The following is a 20,469-nucleotide window of genomic DNA, read 5'->3' as shown; positions in this document are numbered from 1 at the left end:
CAATTCAAATCACGATGCCTTTTTCATGAACGGGCTTTCATATGCACAGACGCCATTTGCTTAACCTGATGTTGGCCAGCGCTGCGTTGGCTTTTCCATTCAGTGTCAGCGCCACACAAATTCGCAATGCACGCCTCTGGCGTTCGGATGACAAGCTTCGGCTGGTCTTTGATTTGAGCGGGCCGGTCAGCTACAAAACGTTCACGCTGAGTGCGCCGGATCGCCTGATCATTGATCTGAGTGGGGCCAGCTTGAGTGGTGATTTCAGTCAATTGGCGCTCAGCGAAACGGTTATTCGCAGCATCCGATCGGGGCATTTTGGTAAGGGCGATACCCGAATCGTTCTGGATTTGAGTGGTCCGGTTCAGCTCAATACCTTCCTGCTGGCGCCTCAGGATGGTCAGGGGCATCGCCTGGTTCTGGATCTTTTGAGCGCTTCAAAAGTCGCAGCACCGAGCGTTCCACGTGAAACACCGGGAAAAACCAATCATCCAAAACGAGACATTATTGTCGTGGTCGACCCTGGCCATGGCGGCAAAGATCCCGGTGCAGTCGGTGCAAAAGGCGAGCGTGAGAAGGACGTTGTGCTTTCGATTTCCCAGTTGCTCGCGCGTCGCTTGAAGCGGGAGAAGGGCTTCGATGTGAAGCTTGTGCGCAATGACGATTTCTTCGTGCCGCTGCGCAAGCGGGTTGATATTGCCCGCCAGCACAAGGCCGACATGTTCATTTCTGTGCACGCGGATGCCGCGCCGCGCCTCACGGCTTCGGGGGCGTCTGTGTATTGCTTGTCTGAAGGTGGCGCGACTTCAGCCACTGCGCGCTTCATGGCTCAACGGGAAAATGGTGCGGATCTGCTCGGTGCAACCAGCCTGCTGAATCTCAAGGACAAGGATCCGATGCTCGCCGGAGTCATCCTCGATATGTCGATGAACGCCACGATCGCCGCCAGTTTGCAATTAGGCAGCACGGTACTGGGTAGCCTGGCGGGTATCACCACCCTGCATCAAAAACGTGTGGAACAAGCGGGATTTGCGGTGTTGAAGTCGCCCGATGTGCCATCGATTCTGGTGGAAACCGGGTTTATCTCCAACGCGCGGGACAGCCAGCGACTGGTCACGGCGCGCCATCAGCAAGCGGTTGCTGACGGTCTTTTCGAAGGATTGCAGCGCTATTTCCAGAAAAACCCGCCAGCTGACAGCTACATCGCTTGGCAGCAGGAGCAGCAACAAGTGCGTGTCTAGCAGCCCGTGAGTCGGTTGCAGGTGAAGCTTCCGGTACTTCCGCCGGAGCTGGAAAAGCGGTTGATTGTTGTCCAGCCCACCCGGCGGTTGTAACCGACCCAGGCCTCGCCGTCGGAAGCAACCCCCGTGAAGAACGTCAACTGCCCGTAAATGCTGTTGGTTTGCGCCCAATATCGTTGGCCGATCTTCTCGAAACCCCGTAGGTAAATCGTCTTGCCGGCGGTGTTGACGCTATAGGCATTGCCATTGGCATCGACGCACGCCAGCAGGTTGGCGCTGCGCGTGCAGGTAGCGAGTCCCGGAACTTGTCCCCATGCATCGAGGGTCAGCAGGGCGAGACCAAAGAGTGAGCATTTCAGCGCAGTTTTCATGAGGCGACCCGACGGGGAAGAGCTAGCAGCTTCCAGTCCTTTGCCATTCTCGGCAAGAAGAATGTGGATTGCTGTTATTGTTATACTATAACATTAAAATCACTTCGGCTTTCCACGGGTTTGCCTTACCTATGCCCGCGTCACTCGCTAAAGCCGAAGAACGCACGCCGCCAAGAGCATTTCCAGTGTTGCAGCAGCCGCCTGATGAGGTTTATCCAATGTCTAATCCGCTTCCCGTGACCGTTTTGTCCGGCTTTCTCGGCGCCGGAAAAAGTACACTTTTGAATTACGTACTACGTAACAGAGAGGATCTGCGCGTGGCTGTCATAGTCAACGATATGAGCGAAATCAATATCGATGGCAGCGAAGTCCAGCGTGATGTCGACCTGAACCGCGCAGAAGAAAAGCTCGTGGAGATGAGCAACGGTTGTATCTGCTGTACGTTACGCGAAGACTTGCTGGAAGAAGTCGCCAAACTGGCCCGGGAAGGCCGCTTTGATTATCTGCTTATAGAATCCACCGGCATTTCCGAACCCCTGCCGATTGCCGAGACCTTCACCTTCCGCGACGAACAGGGCCAGAGCCTTGCTGACATCGCTCGCCTCGACACCATGGTCACTGTAGTCGACGGCCTGAATTTCCTGCCTGATTTCCAGGCCGCCGAAAGCCTGGCTTCCCGTGGCGAAATCCTCGGTGAAGAAGATGAGCGTTCGATCACCGATCTGTTGATCGAACAGATCGAGTTCGCCGATGTTCTGTTGATCAGCAAGATCGATCTGATCAGCAGCAGTGAGCGGGAAGAGCTGATGGCGATCCTCAAGCGGCTGAACGCTAACGCTGAAATCATCCCGATGGTGATGGGCGAAGTGCCGCTGGAGAAGATCCTCAACACTCACCGGTTCGATTTCGACAGGGCTGCAACGGCCCCGGGCTGGCTTCAGGAGTTGCGTGGCGAGCATGTGCCGGAAACCGATGAATACGGTATCGCCTCCACGGCCTACCGCGCGCGTCGCCCCTTTCATCCTCAGCGTTTTTTCGACTTCATCAATCAGACTTGGGTGAACGGCAAGCTGCTGCGATCAAAAGGGTTCTTCTGGCTCGCGAGCAAACCCACGGATGCCGGCAGTTGGTCCCAGGCGGGTGGCTTGATGCGCCACGGTTTCGCCGGGCGCTGGTGGCGTTTCGTGCCGAAGAATCAATGGCCACAGGATCAGGAAAGCACCGCTGCGATCATGGAAAACTGGACCGCGAGCGTAGGAGACTGCCGCCAAGAGTTGGTGTTTATCGGCCAAAACATCGATTTCGCACAACTCAAGTCAGCTCTGGACGACTGTCTGCTGACCGATGCGGAGATGGCGCTCGGTGTCGAAGGCTGGCGATTGCTGGCCGATCCGTTCGGCCCCTGGCATGACGAGGCCGCATGATGTTTGCCCTCAAACCGCTGCAAAACGTGACGCGTGATCAAGTCCTTGGCCCAACCCCGCAAGCGCTGGCGAGCATTCTTGAAGATGAAATCAACCTCGCCATCTGGCAGCGGCAGCTACCGCTGCATGTCGCCGATTTTGCGAAATTATCGCTGTCACTCAATGAGCCCTACGCCGAAGCGTTGTGCCTGGAGCTACATGACGAGGACGTCGATCCAGACCTGACCGGGCTGGCCAGCGAATTCCGCGATCTGGAAGGCTACGAAGGTTTTATCGCCGACCTGAAATGGCTGGTCGGCGCCTTCGCCTGCCTGCTCGGCGCGCGGCGGATCGGCTTGCGGTTGCGTGTACTGGACAAGGCGATGTGCCCGCGTTTTCACGTCGATCATGTGCCCGTGCGATTGATCACCACCTACGCCGGCGTCGGCAGCGAGTGGTTGAAGGAAGGGGAAATGGATCGCCAGCAACTGGGAAAACCACTGGCCGAGCCGCAGGAAAAATCGCGGATTCAGCAACTGGCCAGCGGCGAAGTGGCGTTGCTCAAAGGGGAGAAGTGGCACGGTAACGAAGGTTTCGGATTGATCCATCGCTCACCGCAACCGGCGCCGGGTGAACGGCGTCTGATGTTGACCCTCGACTGGCTGGGCTGACACCTCAAGGCTTGAGCCAGTTGCCCTGGCTCTGGCTTTCGCAGTACGGCTTCAAATAGGCCGCATCAGTGGCCACGCCGTAATAGTGGATATCCTGGCGATAAGGCATATTGGCGACTTGCGCGTTGCTGCACACGCCAAACGCCCCGGCGGGACATTGATCGACGTACTGCACGTCGACCTTTTGCCCCGCCAGCGTGGGTTGGCAGAAGCCGTCATTGAACAGTTTCTCCGGGATGTTGCGGTTCTGCTGGCAGACCTTCACGTCGAGGCGTTCTGCCTGGCTGTGCACCACACAGGCCTGGGCCAGCGCTTCGCCCGACACCAACGCCAACAGCAACGACCATCCCATCCACCGCATTCCCCACCTCCAGAAAACCTTGACCATGTTGCAGAACATTCCCACCCACGTCATTGCAGGTCCCTTGGGTGCCGGCAAGACCAGCCTGATTCGCCAGCTCATGGCGCAGCGACCGGCCGGCGAGCGCTGGGCGGTGCTGATCAACGAGTTTGGCCAGATCGGCCTCGACGCTGCGCTGTTGACCCGGGACGCCGATGGTATCGCACTGGGCGAAGTGGCCGGGGGCTGTTTGTGTTGCGTGAACGGTGCGCCGTTTCAGATCGGGCTGGGACGTTTATTGCGCAAGGCTCAGCCGGATCGCCTGTTCATCGAGCCTTCCGGATTAGGGCATCCGGCGCAGTTGCTGCAACAACTGAGCGAGGCACCATGGCAAGGCGTTCTCGCCGTTCAGCCCTGCGTTCTGGTGCTGGATGCCCAGGCCATGGCGGCGGACAAGATGCTACCGCCAGCGCAGCGGGAGGCGATCCCGAATGCCGGTTTGCTGATATTGAACAAAGCAGAAAATCTCGATGAGTCCACGCGGGAGCGGATCGTTCGCCAGTTGCCACCGGTCAGGCTGATCTGGACGCAACAGGCATCGTTGCCCCTGAGCGAGTTGCCGGGTGTGACGGCTCAAGCGCGGGCGGGTGTGGATAAGTTGATGGTGCCCAAGGGGCTGGCGCAGATGCCGGCCGTCTGGAGCGATCCGGCTTCGCCGATTTGCCTGAGTCAGGCGCAGGAGGGCGGTTGGAGCATCGGCTGGCGCTGGCACCCAAGCCAGGTGTTTGACGTGATTCGCATCACTCGGTGGCTGGAATCCCGGGACTGGCGCCGGGCGAAGCTGGTTATCCACAGCCAGGATGGCTGGGAATCAGCCAATGCCCTGGATAACGCCAAACTGGATTGGCAGCCCAGCGAGTGGCGCAAGGACACTCGAATCGAGTTGATATTCGACCAGCCGCAGGTGATTGATGAGTTGCAGGCAGGACTGGCCGGTTGTCGGGTTCAAGCGGCCTGAGTCAAGGTTTCCACTTGGTGTGTTCCTGGCGCCACTGACTCAGTTCGATCACTTGCGCACTCGGCCTGGCCACTTCTACCACCGGCGGAGTGTCGTCGAACGGTGCCGGGTAGGGCGCCAGTTCGATCTGCGCGCTGTGCGGGCCGAACTGGGTGATGGTTCCGTTGTGACGGGTTTCGCCGGTCACGGTGAATTCGAAGTTGTAGACCCGGGCCAGACGTCGACGCCCACTGGCATCCTTGATGAGACCGATCTTCTTTAGCGCTACGTTACCGTCGAGCAGTTCGACGCCGACATTCGCACAATGCTGCTTGACCCGCTCCAGCGCCCGTTCACGCAGGCCGTGGTTGTGCCAAAGCCACGCGCCGGCAACGGCGAACAGCATCAACACGAAAATGTTTTCCAGGGTCAGCATCAACGAGAAACTCCAAAAGTTGGCATCAGCTTAACTGCGTCGCCGGTCTGTCGTACAGACTGCGTTTCGTCGCATACTGCGCGGCTTGAATTTCAATCGTTTTACGGAAAACCCCGAATGAAACGTACGCCTCATCTGCTCGCCATCCAGTCCCATGTGGTGTTCGGCCATGCCGGCAACAGCGCTGCGGTTTTTCCGATGCAGCGGGTCGGGGTCAATGTCTGGCCGCTCAACACTGTGCAGTTCTCCAATCACACTCAATACGGCCAGTGGGCCGGGGAAGTGCTGGCACCGCAGCGGATCCCGGAGCTGGTTGAGGGGATCGCCGCCATTGGGGAATTGGGCAATTGCGATGCGGTGCTGTCCGGCTACCTCGGCAGCGCGGCGCAGGGCCGGGCGATTCTCAGTGGCATCGAGCGGATCAAGGCGGTCAATCCCAAGGCCCTGTATTTGTGCGACCCGGTGATGGGCCATCCGGAGAAGGGTTGCAGCGTGCCGGCTGAAGTCAGCGATTTCCTGCTCGACGAGGCTGCAGCGGTGGCGGACTTCATGTGCCCGAACCAGCTGGAGCTGGACAGCTTCTCCGGGCGCAAGCCACAGTCGCTGTTCGATTGCCTGGCGATGGCGCGCGGGTTGCTGGCGCGCGGGCCGAAAGCGGTGCTGGTCAAGCATCTGGATTACCCGGGGAAACCGGCGGATGGCTTCGAGATGCTGCTGGTTACCGCCGAGGGCAGTTGGCATCTGCGGCGTCCGCTGCTGGCGTTCCCGCGTCAGCCGGTCGGTGTGGGCGATCTGACGTCCGGCCTGTTCCTGGCGCGAGTGCTGCTCGGCGACAGTCTGGTAGCGGCGTTTGAATTCACTGCGGCAGCGGTGCATGAAGTGCTGCTGGAGACCCAGGCCTGCGCCAGCTATGAGCTGCAACTGGTGCGGGCGCAGGACCGGATCACCCATCCGCGCGTGAAGTTCGAGGCGACGGCGATCAGTCTGTAAGACCGCGTTGCCCCCATTCGCGAGCAAGCCCGCTCCCACATTTGGAACGCGTTCCCCCTGTGGAAGCGGGCTTGCTCGCGAAAGCTATCTACAAAGCGCCAGAGATCGAAGGGCTGATCAGGCGTCGCCCTTGATTTCCTGATAGCGCTTTTCCAGCTCCTGGCGAATCTGCCGGCGCTGCTGGGCCTGCATGTAGCGACGTTTGTCTTCGCTGTTCTGTGGCTGCAGCGGCGGCACGGCAGCCGGTTTGCGCTGATCGTCCACCGCGACCATGGTGAAGAAGCAGCTGTTGGTGTGGCGCACCGAGCGCTCGCGGATGTTCTCGGTCACCACTTTGATGCCGACTTCCATCGAGGTGTTGCCGGTGTAATTGACGGACGCCAGGAAGGTCACCAGTTCGCCGACATGGATCGGCTCGCGGAAAATCACCTGATCCACCGACAGGGTCACCACGTAGCGGCCGGCGTAGCGGCTCGCGCAGGCGTAGGCCACTTCGTCGAGGTATTTGAGCAGGGTGCCGCCGTGGACATTGCCAGAGAAGTTGGCCATGTCGGGGGTCATCAGTACCGTCATCGACAGCTGGGCGTTTCCGGGTTCCATAACGTTCTCACGGGTCAAGGCAGGGTTGCTGGAAGATGCACCTCTGCGGGTGCCTGGTCGCTTTTCAAAACCACCGTTATCGGGACGCCGGGCAACGGGCCGCCGTCACGCCCTGATCGATCTGTTTCCATATATTGCACCGCCTTTCAGCCGGAAGTCGCGGTGTTACCCTGCAAAAGCCCACCCCAAGGGCGATTCCTACATCTAAAGCGGATTTTTACTCAGCTCGCCCAGGCGTTTTCAGACGCGTGCCGCGAGCGTCGTCATTCAAGGAGCCCACGCCATGCATGCCATCAGCTTTATTCAGGATCTGGCAGTGATCATGTTGGTCGCAGGCGTGGTGACCGTGCTGTTCCACCGTTTCAAGCAGCCGGTGGTGCTCGGCTACATTGTCGCCGGCTTCATCATCGGCCCGCACACCCCGCCGTTCGGCCTGATCCACGACGAAGAAACCATCAAGACTCTCGCCGAGCTGGGGGTGATTTTCCTGATGTTCTGCCTGGGCCTTGAGTTCAGCCTGCGCAAACTGTTCAAGGTCGGTGCCACGGCGTTTATCGCGGCATTCCTGGAAATCATCCTGATGATCTGGATCGGCTACGAAATCGGCCGCTGGTTCGACTGGAACACCATGGACTCGCTGTTCCTCGGCGCCATCCTGGCAATTTCCTCGACCACCATCATCGTCAAGGCGCTCAACGATCTGAAGATGAAAAACGAGCGCTTCGCCCAGTTGATCTTCGGTGTGCTGATCGTCGAGGACATTCTCGGCATCGGCATCATCGCCTTGCTGTCGAGCATCGCGGTCAGCGGCACGGTAAGTTCCGGCGAAGTGTTTTCCACGGTCGGCAAACTCTCGCTGTTCATGATCGTCGCGCTGGTCATCGGCATTCTGCTGGTACCGCGATTGCTGGCCTATGTGGCGAAGTTCGAAAGCAACGAGATGCTGCTGATTACCGTGCTCGGGCTGTGCTTTGGCTTTTGCCTGCTGGTGGTCAAGCTTGAGTACAGCATGGTGCTTGGCGCATTTTTGATCGGTGCGATCATGGCCGAGTCGCGACAATTGCTGAAGATCGAGCGCCTGATCGAGCCGGTTCGCGACCTGTTCAGCGCGATCTTCTTCGTCGCCATCGGCCTGATGCTTGATCCGATGATCCTTCTGCAATACGCGTGGCCGATTGCGGTAATTACTGTGGCCGTGGTGTTGGGCAAGATGTTGTCCTGCGGCCTCGGTGCTTTTATCGCCGGCAATGACGGACGCACCTCACTACGGGTCGGGATGGGGCTTTCGCAGATTGGCGAATTCTCCTTCATCATCGCCGCGCTGGGCATGACCCTGCAGGTGACCAGCAACTTCCTCTATCCGGTGGCCGTGGCGGTTTCGGTGATTACCACGTTACTGACGCCGTACCTGATCCGCGCCGCCGATCCGCTGTCGATCAAGTTGTCCGCCGCCATGCCGCAGCGTTTGGGGCGGGTGTTCGGGATGTATGGCGAATGGCTGCGCAGCATTCAGCCGCAGGGTGAGGGTGCGATGCTGGCGTCGATGATCCGGCGGATTCTGCTGCAGGTCGGGGTCAATCTGGCGCTGGTGATTGCGATCTTTTTCGCCGGCGCGTTCTTTGCCGGGCGTCTCTCGACTTGGCTTCAGGACTGGATCAGCGATCCGAGCTGGCAGAAGGCGTTGATCTGGGGCGGGGCGTTGCTGCTATCGCTGCCGTTCCTGATTGCGGCTTATCGCAAGCTCAAGGCGCTTTCGATGCTGCTGGCGGAGATGGGCGTTAAGCCGGAGATGGCAGGGCGTCACACACAGCGAGTGCGTCGGGTGATCGCCGAAGTGATCCCGATCATCTCGCTGCTGGTGATTTTCCTGCTGCTGGCAGCCTTGTCGGCCAGTATCTTGCCGACCAACAAGTTGCTGGTGCTGGTCGCCGTGGTCGCGGCCGCCGTGGCGGCGCTGCTCTGGCGCTGGTTCATCCGGGTACACACGCGGATGCAGGTGGCCTTGCTGGAAACCCTCGACAATCACAAGGAATCGTCGGGGCATTGACCCGGCGTGGCGTCTGGCGGATCAGCTTTCCAGCCAGACGTCCCGTGCCCAGTGCCATACCGACTCCCAGGACTCTTCGGTGATCAGCTCTTCTTCGCCGGACCACAGCACCACGGTGCCGTCTTCTTCGACGCAGTAGTAGTTGTCGCCGTCCTGGCAGATCGGGATCAGGTCGCGCGGCACACCGGCGTCCCAGGCATTGGCCGCCACATCCGGCAGATAGGTGTGGGACTGCGGGTCGGTGACGGTCACAGGCTCCAGGCTGCCGTAAACCACGTCGCTGACGGTCAGCAGAAACTCTTTGAAGACGAACGGGATGTTGATGAAGAGTTCTTCTTCGACTTCCACCAGTTGGTCTTCGTCGGGCAACTCCAGGGGAACCGGTACGGGTTCGTTGGCTTCGCGCAGTTGTTCGATGATTTCTTCCACGTCCGGGATCCTCTTGCTTGAATGGCGCGGTTTATATGGGCCGGTTTATACAGTAGCTCGCTATAGATGCAACCGCGAAATAGAAAACCCCGGCCTGGGCCGGGGTTTTCATGACTGCATGCCTGACGCCGAAGGAATCAGCCGTTCTGGCGGATACCGGCGACCAGCCATGGCTGGTTGTCGCCCTGCGGACGCTCCATGTTCCAGCTTTCGCTGAACACTTCGCCCTGGTCGAAACGCGAGGTTTTCGACACGCCGCTGAAGGTCAGGGTCGCGATGGTCTTGTCCGCGCGATCATCGACGCCATCCAGTTGTACCTGAAGGTTGTCGATGTAGGTGGACTGGAAGCCGTCGCCCAGGTCCGCACGCTCGCGCTTGAGGAAGTCGAGCATTTGCGGGGTCACGAACTCGGCGATCTTGTCCATTTCGTTGGCATCCCAGTGCTGCTGCAGCGACTGGAAGTGGCTGCGGGCGGCTTCGAGGAAGCGCTGCTCGTTGAACCAGGCCGGAGCGTTGATCACCGGACGGGCGGCAGCCGGAGCGGCCGAGCCACCGAAGATCGAACCCATGGCGGCAGGTTTCTGCTCGAATACTTCACGCTGCATCGGCGCGCCGGCCGGAGCGAACTGCTCCTGCTGCTTGCGGCGACGAGCGGCGATGAAGCGGAAGATCACGAAGGCGATCACGGCCATGATCAGGATGTCGAAGATCTGCATGCCCTGGAAGCCGCCGCCCATGAACATGGAAGCGAGCAGGCCACCGGCGGCGATGCCGGCCAGAGGGCCGAGCCATTTCGAAGCGCCGCCAGCCTTGGCCGCAGCGCCTGCGGCACCGGCAGCACCAGCGGTCGCAGCGGCGCCGCCCATGCCTGGGGAAGAAGGAGCCATCTGGCTGGTCTGGTGCGTCGGCGCAGCGCCGGCGCTTTTGCCACCACCGAAGCGCTTGGCGTTGGCGTCGAGGCTCATCGTCAGGCCGATGCACAACGCCATGGCGATGCTAAGAAAACGTTTCATAAAGGGAATTCCCGTTTGTGGAGACACGCGCGCCATGTTGCACAGCTGAAGTGTCACTGGCTAGCGAGAGAGTGTTTCGGGCTTTTGCCTGACAGGTAACGTTCAGCTCAGTCGAGGCAATAAGGCCATGTACTTTTGTCTGTAGGAAAAGGATTTGGGTTCAGTGGGAAATGGATCAGCGTCGAAACGCCAACATCACCACGCCTGCGGTGATCAGACCGATGCCGCCCCATTGGCGCAGGTCGAGTTTCTCGCCCAGCAGGATCACGCCGAGTACCGCCACGAGCACCACGCTGAGTTTGTCCACCGGAGCGACCAGCGAGGCCGGCCCGACTTTCAATGCGCGGAAATAGCACAGCCACGAAGCCCCGGTACCCAGACCCGACAACAGCAGGAACAGGTAGCTTTTGGCAGAGATCGATCCCAGGGACTGATATTGGCCCGTGGCGTACAAAATCAAGGCCAGACTGACGAGTACCACGATGGTGCGCAATAGAGTGGCGAAGTCGGAATTGACGTTTTCGATGCCGACCTTGGCGAAGATCGCCGTCAATGCGGCGAAGGTGGCCGAGAGCAGGGCCCAGAATGTCCAGGAGGAAAAGAAGCCAGAGCCCATGCATGGTGTCCTGTCGGTAAGGGTTGCATAAATCCATGTGGGAGCGAGCCTGCTCGCGATGGCTGCACCGTGGTTTATCAGGTAAACCGCGGCGCTCCAATTCGCGAGCAGGCTCGCTCCCACAGAACAGCAGAACCGGCGTTTAGATCGCTTCCAGCTTTGCGTAACCCAGCATCAGCCACTTGCTGCCTTCGCTGAAGTTCACCTGCACTCGCGCTTGGGCGCCGGCGCCTTCGAAGTTGAGGATCACGCCGTCGCCGAAGATCGAGTGCCGCACGGCCTGGCCCAGGCTCAGGCCGGTATCCGGGATCTCGCTGCCGCCGAACAGGTTGCTGCCGCTCATCGACTGGTTGCCGCCGAACGGTCGGCTGACGCTATTCGACAGGCGCACTTCCTGAATCAGGCCTTTCGGCACTTCCCGTACGAATCGCGACACCTTGTTGTAGGTTTCACTGCCGTACAGGCGTCGGGTTTCAGCGTAGGTCATCACCAGATTCTGCATCGCCCGGGTGATGCCGACATAGGCCAGGCGCCGCTCTTCCTCAAGACGTCCCGGTTCTTCCAGGCTCATCTTGTGCGGGAAAAGGCCTTCTTCCATGCCCACCAGGAACACGTAAGGGAATTCCAGGCCCTTGGCGCTGTGCAGGGTCATCAACTGAATGCTGTCTTCGTGCTCGTCGGCCTGAGTGTCGCCGGCCTCCAGCGACGCGTGGCCGAGGAACGCCGCCAGTGGCGTCAGGTCTTCGTCTTCTTCGGTGTTCTCGAAGTTGCGTGCGGCACTCACCAGCTCCTCAAGGTTTTCTACCCGGGCCTGGCCCTTCTCGCCTTTTTCCGCTTCGTGGTAGGCGATCAGTCCGGATTGCTCGATGACGGTCTGGGTCATCAGGTGCAACGGCATCTCGGCGCACTTGGCGGCGAGGTTCTCGATCAGCTCGATAAACGCGCCGAGGGCGCCGGCTGCACGACCGGTCAGGCCTTTGTTGGCCACCAGTTGGCGCATGGCTTCCCACATCGACACATCGCTGTGGCGTGCATGTTCACGGATGGCTTCGACGGTCTTCTCGCCGATACCACGAGCCGGGACGTTGATGACCCGCTCCAGCGCCGCATCGTTGCCGCGACCCTCCAGCAAACGCAGGTAAGCCATGGCGTTCTTGATTTCCGCCCGCTCGAAGAAGCGCTGGCCGCCATAAATGCGGTACGGAATGCGTTCGCGCAGCAAGGCTTCTTCCAGAACGCGGGATTGGGCGTTGGAGCGGTAGAGAATCGCGATATCGCTGCGAGCGAGGCCGGTTTTCAGCGCGCTTTCGATGGTTTCGACAACGTAGCGTGCTTCGTCGTGTTCGTTGAATGCGGCGTACAGATTGATCGCTTCGCCGTCGCCACCGTCGGTCCACAACTCTTTGCCCAGACGTCCGGTGTTGTTGGCGATCAAGGCGTTGGCGGCTTTCAGGATGCCGGCGGTGGAGCGGTAGTTCTGCTCCAGTCGAATGGTCTCGGAATCCGGGAAGTCGGAAGAATATTGGTGAATGTTCTCGATTTTCGCGCCGCGCCAGCCATAGATCGACTGGTCGTCGTCGCCGACTACCATCAGGCTGTCGCCGCCCTTGCCCAGCAGACGCAACCAGGCGTACTGCACGGCGTTGGTGTCCTGGAACTCGTCCACCAGAATGTGCCGGAAACGCTTCTGATAATGCGCGAGCAGGCCCGGATGGTCGCGCCACAGGTCGAGGGCACGCAATAACAGTTCGGAGAAGTCGATGACGCCGGCGCGCAGGCAAGCGGCCTCGTAGGCCTCATAGATGCCGCGCATGGTGGCCAGGTACAGATCGCCGCTGGCCTGAATGTGCTGCGGACGCAGACCTTCGTCTTTCTGCCCGTTGATGAACCACTGGGCCTGACGGGCCGGCCAGCGTTGTTCGTCCAGCCCCAGCTCGCGGATCACCCGTTTGACCAAGCGTTGCTGGTCGTCGCTGTCGAGAATCTGGAAGGTCTGGCTCAGCCCGGCTTCCTGCCAGTGCGCCCGCAACAGGCGGTGCGCCAGGCCGTGGAACGTGCCGACCCACATGCCGGCCGGGTTGATGCCCAGCAACTGCTCGATGCGGTGACGCATCTCGGCAGCGGCCTTATTGGTGAAGGTCACCGACAGGATCGAGTGGGGCGAGGCGTTCTCGACCTGGATCAACCAGGCGATACGGTGCACCAGCACTCGGGTTTTGCCGGAGCCGGCACCGGCCAGGACCAATTGACGACCAACGGGGGCTGCTACGGCCTGGCGTTGGGCATCGTTGAGGGAGTTCAGCAGAAGGGAGAGATCATCGCGCATCGGGGCATTCTAGGGTGCGCCGCAGGCCCGGGCAAACCGAGCTTTGCATTAGCCGATGAAAGTGCCGCCCGTGACGACCGGTCGGTCATCGGCTACAGGCGTTGGCCCGCCTGGCGTCGGGGCTTTGGAGGGCGACGGGCGACGGAAAAGTTTCGGTGAAATTATGATCTGGGGCAGTTTGGCAAGTGGTTCGGCTTGTGTATGCTCGGTCCACGTTTCCGGGCGCATGCTCACACCTATAAGAACAAGAACGTTGCCTATGACCCTCAGCTTCGACCTTTCGGGCCCCTCTGTGGAACCCCGGGTGATCCGCAAGCATTACGCCACCCAAATGGCGGTCGAGCGCACGCGCCTTCTTTATCAGGGTTCGCTGTTGCCCACTCTGTTCATGTTAATCAACGGTCTGGTCTGCGCCGGTCTGCTCTGGAGTCCGCAGCGTTACTTCGTGGTCAGCGTCTGGCTGGTGTGGCTGTTGTCGCTGGTGGCGTTGCGAGTGATTCAGGTCGCCGCGTTCGACTCGGCGATTCCCGATCGCCAGGCCCAGCCGATCTGGGGGCGGATGTTCCTGCTCGGCTCGACCATGACCGGCCTGACCCTGGCCGGCGCCGGCATCGCTTTGGTCCCCGCCGACAATTTCATGCAGCAGGCCTGGGTGTTCGGCCTGATTGGCGCCGCGACCCTGTCGGCCAGCGTGGCCTACGCCGTGAGCATTCCGGCCTTTCTTTCCTTTACCTTGCCATGCCTGCTGCCGGCCATCGGCTATCTGTTCTGGGGCGGTGACGAACTGGCGCGAGGCTGGGGCTGGCTCGGGCTGATCCTGCTCGGCTCGCTGAGCGTGGTGGCGTGGCAGGTCAATCGCTTGATTGATCGTGGGTTGCTGCGGCGCTTCCAGAACCAGCACCTGATCGAACACCTGCAACAAGCGCAAACCCGCAGCGAACAGCTCAATCAGGAGCTGGCCAAGGAAATCGAACAACGGCGCTGCGCCGAGGGCAAGCTGCGCGAAGCGCAGGTTGAGCTGGAAGACCGGGTCGCCCAGCGCAGCCGGGAACTGGACGTCGCCAACCAGGCCCTGAGCAAAAGTGAGGCGCGCCTGGCCCTGGCGTTGAAGGCCAGTGAGCTGGGGCTGTGGGACTGGAACCTGCAGACCGACGAAGTTCACCACACGCAGATTCAGGAATTGTTTGGCATTGACCCGGAATATGTCACCGGGCTGCTCAGGCATCTGCGGCCACGTTTGCACCCGGAAGACGTGCCGCCGCTCAAGCGCGCGCTGATCGAGCATTTGAAGGGGCGCACCGAGGATTATCAGATCGAGTACCGCGTGCGCCATGGTGACGGCCACTGGGTCTGGATCGAAGACCGGGGGCGTGCGGTGGAGCGCGACGACAGCGGACGGGTCATCCGCATGGTCGGCACCCGTCGCGACATCAGCGTCAGCAAAAGCCTGGAAGCCCAACAGCAACTGGCGGCGACGGTGTTCGAGGCCGCCAGCGAAGGCATCGTGATCCTCGACCCGAATTATTCGCTGATCGCCATCAATCAGGCCTTCAGCCGGGTCACCGGGTATGACATCGACGACATGCTCGGGCGCAATGTCGTCGAACTTCCGTGCAGCCGCGACGCCCGCCGGCACTACGTCGCCATCCGCCACGCGCTGGAGCAGCACGGCAGCTGGCAGGGTGAGCTGGTGGAGACCCGCAAGAACGGCGAGCTGTACCCGCAATGGCTGCAATTGAATGCGGTACGCGACAGTCGGGGAAATGTGAGCCATATCGTCGGCTTCTTCGCCGATCTGTCGGCTCGGCGCGAATCCGAAGAGCGCATGCGCTACTTGACTCACTACGACGAGCTCACCGGCCTGGCCAATCGCTCGCTGTTCCGCGAACGTCTGCACGAAGCCCATCAGCGCGTGCGGCAGGGCGGACGCCGGAGTCTGGCGCTGCTGCACATCAACCTGGACCGCTTCAAACTGCTCAACGATAGTTTGGGCCATGAAATCGCTGACCAGTTGCTGCAAAAGATGTCACGACGTCTGGTCAGCGCCTTGCCGGAGGCTGACACCATTGCCCGGTTATCCGGTGATGAGTTCGCGGTGCTGTTCGACGCCTACGGCAACCTGTCGAGCCTGGCGCGGGTCGCCACGCGGCTGTCGACCAAGCTGCGGCTGCCGTTGACGGTGGAAGGGCATGAACTGGTGGTGAGTGCCTCGATGGGCATCAGCATGCTGCCGGACAACGCCCGGGAGATTTCCGCGCTGGTCAGCCAGTCGAACATGGCCATGCAACATGCCAAGCACCTGGGCGGCAACAACTTCCAGTTCTACACCGACAGCCTGCAGGCCAGCACGCTGGAGCGTCTGCAACTGGAAAACCAGCTGCGCAAAGCCATCGAGGACAAGCAGCTCAACGTCTTCTATCAACCGAAACTGTGTCTGGCGACCGGTCGCCTCAACGCGGCGGAAGCGCTGGTGCGCTGGGATCACCCGACCATGGGCCGGGTGCCGCCGGGGGACTTCATCGGTCTGGCCGAAGAGACGGGCCTGATCGGGCCGATCGGCGAATTCGTGCTGCGTCAGGCCTGTTGGCAGGCCTGCGAATGGCAGCGTCAGGGGCTGGCGCCGATCCGGGTTTCGGTAAACCTGTCGGTGCATCAGTTGCGCCAGGGCAAACTGGTCAGTCTGGTGCGTCAGGTGCTGGAGGAAACCGGCCTGGCGCCGCACTACCTCGAACTGGAACTGACCGAAAGCCAGCTGCTCGACAGCGTCGAACACATCATCGCCACGTTCCAGCAACTGCGGGATCTGGGGGTGAAGCTGGCGATCGACGATTTCGGCACCGGCTATTCATCGCTGAGCTATCTGAAGCGGATTCCGGTGGATTACGTGAAGATCGATCAGGCGTTCATTCGCGGGCTGGGGGAGGGCAGCGAAGATGCGGCGATCACCCGGGCGATCATTGCGATGGCTCACGGGCTGTCACTGAAAGTTGTCGCCGAAGGTGTCGAGCGATCCGAGCAGCTGGCGTTTCTGAAAACTGAAGGTTGCGACGAGGTGCAGGGCTATCTGATCAGTCGTCCGGTGGAGGCGGTCGGCCTTGCCGCGTTGCTGCGTGAACAGGAAAAACCGCTGTAAAGGGCTACATGCAGCGCATGTCGCCTGATCCGGGGCGATCCAGTTACGCATTGAGCAGGCAAAAAGCCAATTCATGTAGTATAACTACAAGCTTGCTACATCCCCGGCATCTGGCCAAAGCACATCTTTCCATAACAAGAGTCCAGCCCCTTGAATCTGCTGCAACACATTGCCCAGTCACGTCACCTGTTACGCAAGTCGGAGCTCAAGGTCGCCGACCACGTGCTGCTTGACCCTGCGGCAGTGATGCACAGTTCCATGGCCGATCTGGCCCACAGCGTCGGGATCAGCGAGCCGACCATCGTGCGCTTCTGTCGCGCCATCGGTTGTTCCGGTTTTCAGGATCTGAAACTCAAACTCGCGCAAAGCCTCGCGGCCGGCGCCAGTTTCGGTCAGTTCGCGATCCATGAGGACGACTCGGTCGCCGACTACAGCCTGAAGATTTTCGACACCACCCTGCACACCCTGATGGAGGTTCGCGAGAAGCTCGATCCGCTGGAGTTGCAGCGCGCGGTGACGTTGATGTCCCAGGCCCAGCGCGTCGAGTTCTATGGTTTCGGTGCATCGGGCGCGGTAGCCGCGGATGCGCAGCACAAATTTTTCCGCCTGCTGTTGACCGCTGCGGCGTATTCCGACCCGCACATGCAGGCGATGTCGGCAGTGACGCTGAAGCCGACCGATGTGGCGATCTGTATCTCCCAGTCCGGCCGTTCCAAAGACCTGTTGATCACCGCCAACCTGGTTCGCGAAAGCGGGGCGTCGCTGATTACCTTGTGCCCGAGCCAGACGCCGCTGGCCGAGCTGTCGACCGTCAATCTTGCGATCGACGTACACGAAGACACCGAAATCTATACCCCGCTGACTTCGCGCATCGCCCACCTGGTGGTGATCGACGTGCTGGCCATGGGCGTGGCCATGGCGCGCGGGCCGAGCCTGGTCAACCACCTCAAGAGCGTCAAGCGCAGCCTGCGCAGCTTGCGGCTGTCACCCAAGTCGGTGAAAGCGCTGGATGACTGATGGTCATGGGGTAAAGGCAATCTTCATCTGCCTGTAACCCCGACGCAGCCAAACCGTCATCCTCCGGGCCTATCGTGAAACTCCCGTAATCGCCTTGGGAGACTCGAAATGGCTCAGCCTTACGAAGAACGCAACAGCGCCGCGAAAACCCGTCGTCAGCAGGAAGACCAGCGCCGCATGGAGTTCCGCCGCGCCATCGAAGATCGCTTCGAACTACGTCAGCTTCAGACCGAAATCAGCGATTTTCCCGAGGATATCGAACTCAACTACTGGCAGGCCGCTCCCGCAGCTTCCCGTCGAAGCGCTCAACCAGCGCGCTGATCTGCGCCCGTTCGCTGCGGATAAACGCCAGGAAGGCGTGCGCCACCGGTGACAGTCGCTTGGCTTTGGCTTGCACCAGGCACCAGCTGCGAAACAGCGGCAACTCTTCGACCGGCAGCTCCACCAGACCGCCGGTCGCCAGCTCCAGGTTCAGGGCGTGGCGCGTCAACAGCGCGACGCCCAGACCCGCCAGTACGCACTCGCGCTGGGCTTCAGCCGAGGCCACTTCCTGGGTCTGGGTGAAGTGCACACGCTTCTCTTTGAAATACTCTTCACAGGCCAGTCGCGTGCCCGAGCCGGGCTCGCGAATCAGCAGTGTGTAGGGTTCAAGATCCTGCAGGCGTAGCGGACCCATGTGTGCCAGCGGATGATCCGGTCGGGCGGTTGCCACGATCGGGTTGTTGAGGAAGGGGAGGAACTCCAGGCCCATGTCCTGCGGCACCATCGACATGATTACCAGGTCGTCGCGGTTGTCGGAGAGGCGGCGGATTACCTGGCCGCGGTTGACCACCGTCAGTTGCAGATTCACCTCCGGATGCTGGCGCTTGAATGCCGCGAACAGGTGCGGCACGAAGTATTTGGCGCTGGATTCCACTGCCAGTTTCAACTGGCCCTGCAGCGAGCCCTGCATGTCCGACAGCTGCATGTCGAGGTTTTCCAGTCGGCCAAAGATGTCGCGACTGGCACGCTGAAGTGCTTCCGCGGCCTCGGTCATGTAGAGTTTTTTGCCGACGTAATCGAACAGTGGCTGCCCGATCAGCTCTTCAAGCTGACGAATCTGTAGGCTGACGGCCGGTTGTGTGAGAGACATTTCCTCGGCTGCGCGGCTGTAGGAACGTAAATCACACACTTCGTTGAAGATCTGCAATTGACGCAATGTCATACGCATCAAGGACTTACGCATTTTCTACCGACTCTGGCCGTTGATGGATGCAGCGACTATAAGTCTTTCCTTATGCCTGACCCAATTTTTATTCATTTTTGTTAATCCATTGTGAGCGCTAGTGTGAAGCCGCGACCAGATTGAAACATTTGGTCACGCGTCGGCCTGGGTCTAGCAGGTCGTGGGTACCACCGGCTCAAGGGAACCTCCAAGTGATAACAAAGATCCTGATCGCCAACCGTGGTGAGATTGCCGTACGAATCGTGCGTGCGTGCGCCGAGATGGGCATTCGCTCGGTTGCGATTTTTTCCGACGCCGACCGCCATGCCTTGCATGTGAAGCGTGCGGACGAGGCCCACAGCATTGGTTCGGAGCCGCTGGCCGGTTACCTGAACCCGCGCAAGCTGGTAAATCTGGCGGTGGAAACCGGCTGCGATGCGCTGCATCCCGGTTACGGTTTCCTCTCGGAAAACGCCGAGCTGGCAGAGATCTGCGCCGAGCGCGGGATCAAATTCATCGGCCCGTCGGCGGAAGTCATCCGCCGCATGGGCGACAAGACCGAAGCGCGCCGCAGCATGATCAAGGCCGGTGTGCCGGTCACGCCGGGCACCGAAGGTAATGTCTCGGGCATCGAAGAAGCCTTGAGCGAGGGCGACCGCATCGGTTACCCGGTGATGCTCAAGGCCACCTCCGGTGGTGGCGGTCGCGGTATCCGTCGCTGCAACAGCCGCGAAGAGCTCGAACAGAATTTCCCTCGCGTCATCTCCGAGGCAACCAAGGCTTTCGGTTCGGCCGAAGTGTTCCTGGAAAAATGCATCGTCAATCCCAAGCACATCGAAGCGCAGATCCTTGGCGACAGCTTCGGCAATGTGGTGCACCTGTTCGAGCGTGACTGCTCGATCCAGCGTCGCAACCAGAAGCTGATCGAAATCGCCCCGAGCCCGCAGCTGACCCCGGAACAGCGCGCCTACATCGGCGACCTGTCGGTGCGTGCGGCCAAGGCCGTGGGTTACGAGAACGCCGGCACCGTGGAATTCCTGCTCGCCGAGGGCGAGGTGTACTTCATGGAGATGAACACCCGGGTGCAGGTGGAACACACCATCACCGAAGAAATCACCGGGATCGATATTGTCCGCGAACAGATCCGCATCGCCTCCGGCCTGCCGTTGTCGGTGAAGCAGGAAGACATCCAGCATCGCGGTTTTGCCCTGCAGTTCCGGATCAATGCCGAAGACCCGAAAAACAACTTCCTGCCGAGCTTCGGCAAGATCACCCGTTACTACGCCCCCGGCGGCCCGGGCGTGCGTACCGACACGGCGATCTACACCGGCTACACCATTCCGCCGTTCTACGACTCGATGTGCCTGAAACTGGTGGTCTGGGCGCTGACCTGGGAAGAGGCGATGGACCGTGGTCTGCGCGCCCTCGACGACATGCGTCTGCAAGGGGTGAAGACCACCGCCGCTTACTACCAGGAAATCCTGCGCAACCCGGAATTCCGTAGCGGCCAGTTCAACACCAGCTTCGTTGAAAGCCACCCTGAACTGACCAACTACTCGATCAAGCGCAAACCCGAAGAGCTGGCCCTGGCCATCGCCGCCGCCATCGCCGCCCACGCAGGCCTGTGAGGAATAC

At 60.4% G+C, this 20,469-nt stretch carries 19 protein-coding genes; 10 read left to right on the top strand and 9 right to left on the bottom strand.

Annotated features, from left to right (window positions below; all coding sequences use genetic code 11):
- The first annotated feature begins 41 nt into the window (after positions 1 to 41).
- Positions 42 to 1,241 carry an N-acetylmuramoyl-L-alanine amidase gene (locus C6Y56_RS28710; protein ID WP_169432535.1) on the top strand — a complete coding sequence of 400 codons (1,200 nt, stop codon included), beginning with the start codon at positions 42 to 44 and terminating at the stop codon, positions 1,239 to 1,241.
- Here C6Y56_RS28710 and C6Y56_RS28705 read toward each other — a convergent pair.
- On the bottom strand, positions 1,238 to 1,612 hold the full coding sequence (locus C6Y56_RS28705; RefSeq protein WP_169432534.1) for a glutamine synthetase: 375 nt from the start codon (positions 1,610 to 1,612) through the stop codon (positions 1,238 to 1,240). The genes C6Y56_RS28710 and C6Y56_RS28705 overlap by 4 nt on opposite strands.
- A 218-nt stretch (positions 1,613 to 1,830) precedes the next feature.
- On the opposite strand from C6Y56_RS28705, the gene zigA reads away from it, so the two are divergent.
- Both zigA and C6Y56_RS28695 read left to right on the top strand, forming a co-directional pair.
- Positions 1,831 to 3,036 (top strand): zinc metallochaperone GTPase ZigA, encoded by a 1,206-nt coding sequence (gene zigA, locus C6Y56_RS28700; protein WP_169432726.1) that lies wholly within the window; start codon positions 1,831 to 1,833, stop codon positions 3,034 to 3,036.
- Complete coding sequence (locus tag C6Y56_RS28695; RefSeq protein ID WP_169432533.1) at positions 3,036 to 3,686, top strand: DUF1826 domain-containing protein; 651 nt, start codon at positions 3,036 to 3,038, stop codon at positions 3,684 to 3,686. The genes zigA and C6Y56_RS28695 overlap by 1 nt, the downstream gene beginning before the upstream one ends.
- Before the next feature lie 4 nt (positions 3,687 to 3,690).
- Here the strand turns inward: C6Y56_RS28695 and C6Y56_RS28690 are convergent, their stop codons facing one another.
- A complete protein-coding gene (locus C6Y56_RS28690; RefSeq protein WP_085708784.1) occupies positions 3,691 to 4,047 on the bottom strand; it encodes an NADH:ubiquinone oxidoreductase in 357 nt (118 codons plus the stop codon).
- 25 nt (positions 4,048 to 4,072) lie between these two features.
- Here C6Y56_RS28690 and C6Y56_RS28685 point away from each other — a divergent pair, with 25 nt between their 5' ends.
- On the top strand, positions 4,073 to 5,044 hold the full coding sequence (locus tag C6Y56_RS28685; RefSeq protein ID WP_169432532.1) for a CobW family GTP-binding protein: 972 nt from the start codon (positions 4,073 to 4,075) through the stop codon (positions 5,042 to 5,044).
- Between the two features lies 1 nt (position 5,045).
- Here C6Y56_RS28685 and C6Y56_RS28680 read toward each other — a convergent pair whose 3' ends face one another.
- Complete coding sequence (locus C6Y56_RS28680) at positions 5,046 to 5,459, bottom strand: DUF3301 domain-containing protein (protein WP_169432531.1); 414 nt, start codon at positions 5,457 to 5,459, stop codon at positions 5,046 to 5,048.
- 117 nt (positions 5,460 to 5,576) lie between these two features.
- On the opposite strand from C6Y56_RS28680, the gene pdxY reads away from it, so the two are divergent.
- A complete protein-coding gene (gene pdxY / locus C6Y56_RS28675; RefSeq protein WP_169432530.1) occupies positions 5,577 to 6,449 on the top strand; it encodes a pyridoxal kinase PdxY in 873 nt (290 codons plus the stop codon).
- A gap of 117 nt (positions 6,450 to 6,566) precedes the next feature.
- On the opposite strand, the gene C6Y56_RS28670 is transcribed toward pdxY, so the two are convergent.
- Entirely contained in the window at positions 6,567 to 7,049 is a 483-nt protein-coding gene (locus C6Y56_RS28670) for an acyl-CoA thioesterase (RefSeq protein WP_003229693.1), read from the bottom strand.
- Positions 7,050 to 7,332: 283 nt separating this feature from the next.
- Here C6Y56_RS28670 and C6Y56_RS28665 point away from each other — a divergent pair, with 283 nt between their 5' ends.
- Positions 7,333 to 9,096: a cation:proton antiporter gene (locus C6Y56_RS28665; protein WP_169432529.1), complete on the top strand. Its 1,764-nt coding sequence runs from the start codon at positions 7,333 to 7,335 to the stop codon at positions 9,094 to 9,096.
- A 21-nt stretch (positions 9,097 to 9,117) separates the two neighbouring features.
- Here the strand turns inward: C6Y56_RS28665 and C6Y56_RS28660 are convergent, their stop codons facing one another.
- The 4 genes from C6Y56_RS28660 to uvrD form a co-directional block, all read right to left on the bottom strand.
- On the bottom strand, positions 9,118 to 9,525 hold the full coding sequence (locus C6Y56_RS28660; RefSeq protein ID WP_007995855.1) for an SMI1/KNR4 family protein: 408 nt from the start codon (positions 9,523 to 9,525) through the stop codon (positions 9,118 to 9,120).
- Positions 9,526 to 9,662: 137 nt separating this feature from the next.
- Positions 9,663 to 10,538 (bottom strand): Tim44 domain-containing protein, encoded by an 876-nt coding sequence (locus C6Y56_RS28655; protein WP_169432528.1) that lies wholly within the window; start codon positions 10,536 to 10,538, stop codon positions 9,663 to 9,665.
- 175 nt (positions 10,539 to 10,713) lie between these two features.
- On the bottom strand, positions 10,714 to 11,154 hold the full coding sequence (locus tag C6Y56_RS28650) for an EamA family transporter (RefSeq protein WP_016984014.1): 441 nt from the start codon (positions 11,152 to 11,154) through the stop codon (positions 10,714 to 10,716).
- 142 nt (positions 11,155 to 11,296) lie between these two features.
- Positions 11,297 to 13,480 carry a DNA helicase II gene (uvrD, locus tag C6Y56_RS28645; RefSeq protein WP_169432527.1) on the bottom strand — a complete coding sequence of 728 codons (2,184 nt, stop codon included), beginning with the start codon at positions 13,478 to 13,480 and terminating at the stop codon, positions 11,297 to 11,299.
- A 259-nt stretch (positions 13,481 to 13,739) separates the two neighbouring features.
- Between uvrD and C6Y56_RS28640 the strand changes: the two genes are divergently transcribed.
- The 3 genes from C6Y56_RS28640 to C6Y56_RS28630 all read left to right on the top strand — a co-directional run bounded on the left by C6Y56_RS28640 (position 13,740) and on the right by C6Y56_RS28630 (position 17,951).
- Entirely contained in the window at positions 13,740 to 16,613 is a 2,874-nt protein-coding gene (locus C6Y56_RS28640; RefSeq protein ID WP_169432526.1) for a GGDEF domain-containing phosphodiesterase, read from the top strand.
- 150 nt (positions 16,614 to 16,763) lie between these two features.
- A complete protein-coding gene (hexR, locus tag C6Y56_RS28635; RefSeq protein ID WP_007954250.1) occupies positions 16,764 to 17,630 on the top strand; it encodes a transcriptional regulator HexR in 867 nt (288 codons plus the stop codon).
- Between the two features lie 108 nt (positions 17,631 to 17,738).
- A complete protein-coding gene (locus tag C6Y56_RS28630; protein ID WP_085708792.1) occupies positions 17,739 to 17,951 on the top strand; it encodes a PA3496 family putative envelope integrity protein in 213 nt (70 codons plus the stop codon).
- Here C6Y56_RS28630 and C6Y56_RS28625 read toward each other — a convergent pair.
- The gene (locus C6Y56_RS28625) at positions 17,893 to 18,855 is read right to left on the bottom strand and encodes a LysR family transcriptional regulator (RefSeq protein ID WP_169432525.1); all 963 of its coding nucleotides are present in this window, start codon (positions 18,853 to 18,855) and stop codon (positions 17,893 to 17,895) included. The two genes, C6Y56_RS28630 and C6Y56_RS28625, sit on opposite strands and share 59 nt — an antisense overlap.
- 191 nt (positions 18,856 to 19,046) lie before the next feature.
- On the opposite strand from C6Y56_RS28625, the gene C6Y56_RS28620 reads away from it, so the two are divergent.
- Positions 19,047 to 20,462, top strand: coding sequence for an acetyl-CoA carboxylase biotin carboxylase subunit (locus C6Y56_RS28620; RefSeq protein ID WP_169432524.1), 1,416 nt, complete (start codon positions 19,047 to 19,049; stop codon positions 20,460 to 20,462).
- Positions 20,463 to 20,469: the final 7 nt, after the last annotated feature.

It is taken from the genome of Pseudomonas fluorescens, assembly GCF_012974785.1.
Lineage (GTDB): Bacteria > Pseudomonadota > Gammaproteobacteria > Pseudomonadales > Pseudomonadaceae > Aquipseudomonas > Aquipseudomonas fluorescens_BT.
The sequence above is the reverse complement of the archived record's forward strand: the minus strand, read 5'-3'. Positions and strand labels throughout refer to the sequence as shown.

Bases quoted from the DNA above. Each gene is read 5' to 3' on its own strand.
- C6Y56_RS28710 (WP_169432535.1), top strand. From the start codon at position 42: ATGCACAGACGCCATTTGCTTAACCTGATGTTGGCCAGCGCTGCGTTG.
- C6Y56_RS28705 (WP_169432534.1), bottom strand. From the start codon at position 1,612: ATGAAAACTGCGCTGAAATGCTCACTCTTTGGTCTCGCCCTGCTGACC.
- zigA (WP_169432726.1), top strand. From the start codon at position 1,831: ATGTCTAATCCGCTTCCCGTGACCGTTTTGTCCGGCTTTCTCGGCGCC.
- C6Y56_RS28695 (WP_169432533.1), top strand. From the start codon at position 3,036: ATGTTTGCCCTCAAACCGCTGCAAAACGTGACGCGTGATCAAGTCCTT.
- C6Y56_RS28690 (WP_085708784.1), bottom strand. From the start codon at position 4,047: ATGCGGTGGATGGGATGGTCGTTGCTGTTGGCGTTGGTGTCGGGCGAA.
- C6Y56_RS28685 (WP_169432532.1), top strand. From the start codon at position 4,073: ATGTTGCAGAACATTCCCACCCACGTCATTGCAGGTCCCTTGGGTGCC.
- C6Y56_RS28680 (WP_169432531.1), bottom strand. From the start codon at position 5,459: ATGCTGACCCTGGAAAACATTTTCGTGTTGATGCTGTTCGCCGTTGCC.
- pdxY (WP_169432530.1), top strand. From the start codon at position 5,577: ATGAAACGTACGCCTCATCTGCTCGCCATCCAGTCCCATGTGGTGTTC.
- C6Y56_RS28670 (WP_003229693.1), bottom strand. From the start codon at position 7,049: ATGGAACCCGGAAACGCCCAGCTGTCGATGACGGTACTGATGACCCCC.
- C6Y56_RS28665 (WP_169432529.1), top strand. From the start codon at position 7,333: ATGCATGCCATCAGCTTTATTCAGGATCTGGCAGTGATCATGTTGGTC.
- C6Y56_RS28655 (WP_169432528.1), bottom strand. From the start codon at position 10,538: ATGAAACGTTTTCTTAGCATCGCCATGGCGTTGTGCATCGGCCTGACG.
- C6Y56_RS28650 (WP_016984014.1), bottom strand. From the start codon at position 11,154: ATGGGCTCTGGCTTCTTTTCCTCCTGGACATTCTGGGCCCTGCTCTCG.
- uvrD (WP_169432527.1), bottom strand. From the start codon at position 13,480: ATGCGCGATGATCTCTCCCTTCTGCTGAACTCCCTCAACGATGCCCAA.
- C6Y56_RS28640 (WP_169432526.1), top strand. From the start codon at position 13,740: ATGACCCTCAGCTTCGACCTTTCGGGCCCCTCTGTGGAACCCCGGGTG.
- C6Y56_RS28630 (WP_085708792.1), top strand. From the start codon at position 17,739: ATGGCTCAGCCTTACGAAGAACGCAACAGCGCCGCGAAAACCCGTCGT.
- C6Y56_RS28625 (WP_169432525.1), bottom strand. From the start codon at position 18,855: ATGCGTAAGTCCTTGATGCGTATGACATTGCGTCAATTGCAGATCTTC.